Here is a 1,621-nt window from a genome sequence, read left to right as displayed (position 1 = left end):
GGCATCAGAGTAGAATATGTGAATCCTTCTTATACAAGTCAAACATGCCCGAACAGCCTAAACACCTATACGGTCTGGTTTAGGAGGGGTAATGGCATACCCTAATCTTAGCAGTTGTCCAAAACAGAAATGGAATGAGGACGATAAACTAGCTAAGAATCCCAGTCCCTTTAGTGACCTTGCCCCTTTAGGGGTGGGAGTGTCAAAAATAGGTAGCCAGATGGAGTAAAGTTAAAATTAGGGTTTTCTTTTTGACCGAATCATGGTAGTGTATGTGCGTCTTTTGTCTATGTGAAAATGTCAGGAGTGGACTATATGGCACGAAAGAGACGAACACCCGGAGAATTGAATAGTCCCCTACGAAAAGCGATGGAGTATGGCATGCTGATTGTAGGATCACTGGTGCTGGCTACCAGCTTCAATCTGTTTCTTAATCCGAATCAAATTGCATCGGGGGGAGTTTCCGGGTTATCGACCATTTTGCATAATTTGTTCGGGTTCCCACCTGCAATTGTACAATGGGCCTGCAGTATTCCTTTGTTTTTACTTGGACTGAAGCTTTTGGATCGGCAATACAGTATGAAAGCTGCTATAGGCTCGATTATCCTTCCCTTATGTGTCATGCTAACGAGTGGTTTGCAGCCGCTTACCACAAATCCTCTTCTAGCCAGTATTTATGGAGGAATCGGCGTTGGGCTTGGCATCGGGATCGTCTTTCGAGGGAGAGGGTCTACCGGAGGCTTTGCTATTGCATCGCAAATTCTGCATAAGTACTCGGGTTTCAGCTTGGGAGCTTGCGTTGCCGTATTTGATGGACTGGTTATTCTGTTCGCCGGGATTGTTTTTGATCCAGAAAAAGCGCTGTTTGCCCTCATCGCTCTCTTTGTAACCAGTAAAACGATTGATATTGTTCAGATGGGCTGGAATACATCCAAGGTAGCGTACATTATTTCAAACGAAACAGAAGTATTGCGCGAAGCAATTCTATACGATTTGGACCGGGGAGTTACGTTGTTGGATGGAGCTGGTGGATATACCGGAGATGTACGAAAGGTACTCATGGCAGTCGTCAGCCAAAGTGAAGTGAGCAAGCTGAAAATCATGGTGCACTCGGTTGATCCGGATGCGTTCATCATATTATGCCCAGCCCAGGAAGTATTGGGGGATGGATTCCGGGTTGGCTAGGAGCAGTACCTCGCCATAGATCTTTTATTAATGAAGAAAGAGCAGAGGGTATCTACTTCTCTGCTCTTTCTTCACAGCCTTCTGCTTCAAGGAGGTACTTCTCTTGAGGTAGCCTTGAATAGAGATTTTTTTATTTAAAATGAAATATTTTTAGATTTTCTATTGCATTTAAAAATCAGACATGCTATATTAAATCTCGTGAACGGGACACATACGAAAAACGCTCACGAACATGAATAAACACCATGCCGGTGTAGCTCAATTGGTAGAGCACCTGACTTGTAATCAGGGGGTTGTGGGTTCAAGTCCTATCGCCGGCACCACTACATATCACAAACGTTTTTATCCAAAATTTAAAAGTTGATGAATTCGTTCGATTGTGATAAAATGAAATTCTGCGCTGGTGAAGCGTTGATAAAAATGCTCTTTGAAAACT

Annotated in this window: 2 protein-coding genes and 1 tRNA gene; all 3 read left to right on the top strand. The window is 43.6% G+C overall.

What is annotated here, in order from left to right:
* On the top strand, window positions 1–105 hold a 105-nt coding region (locus ACIFQN_RS35560; RefSeq protein WP_429837762.1), incomplete at its 5' end, for a zinc ribbon domain-containing protein.
* A gap of 210 nt (window positions 106–315) precedes the next feature.
* The gene (locus ACIFQN_RS35555; RefSeq protein ID WP_429837761.1) at window positions 316–1,185 is read left to right on the top strand and encodes a YitT family protein; all 870 of its coding nucleotides are present in this window, start codon (window positions 316–318) and stop codon (window positions 1,183–1,185) included.
* 247 nt (window positions 1,186–1,432) lie between these two features.
* A tRNA-Thr gene (locus tag ACIFQN_RS35550) sits at window positions 1,433–1,508 on the top strand.
* Window positions 1,509–1,621: the final 113 nt, after the last annotated feature.

Source organism: Brevibacillus sp. NRS-1366 (assembly GCF_050467985.1).
The sequence above is the reverse complement of the archived record's forward strand: the minus strand, read 5'-3'. Positions and strand labels throughout refer to the sequence as shown.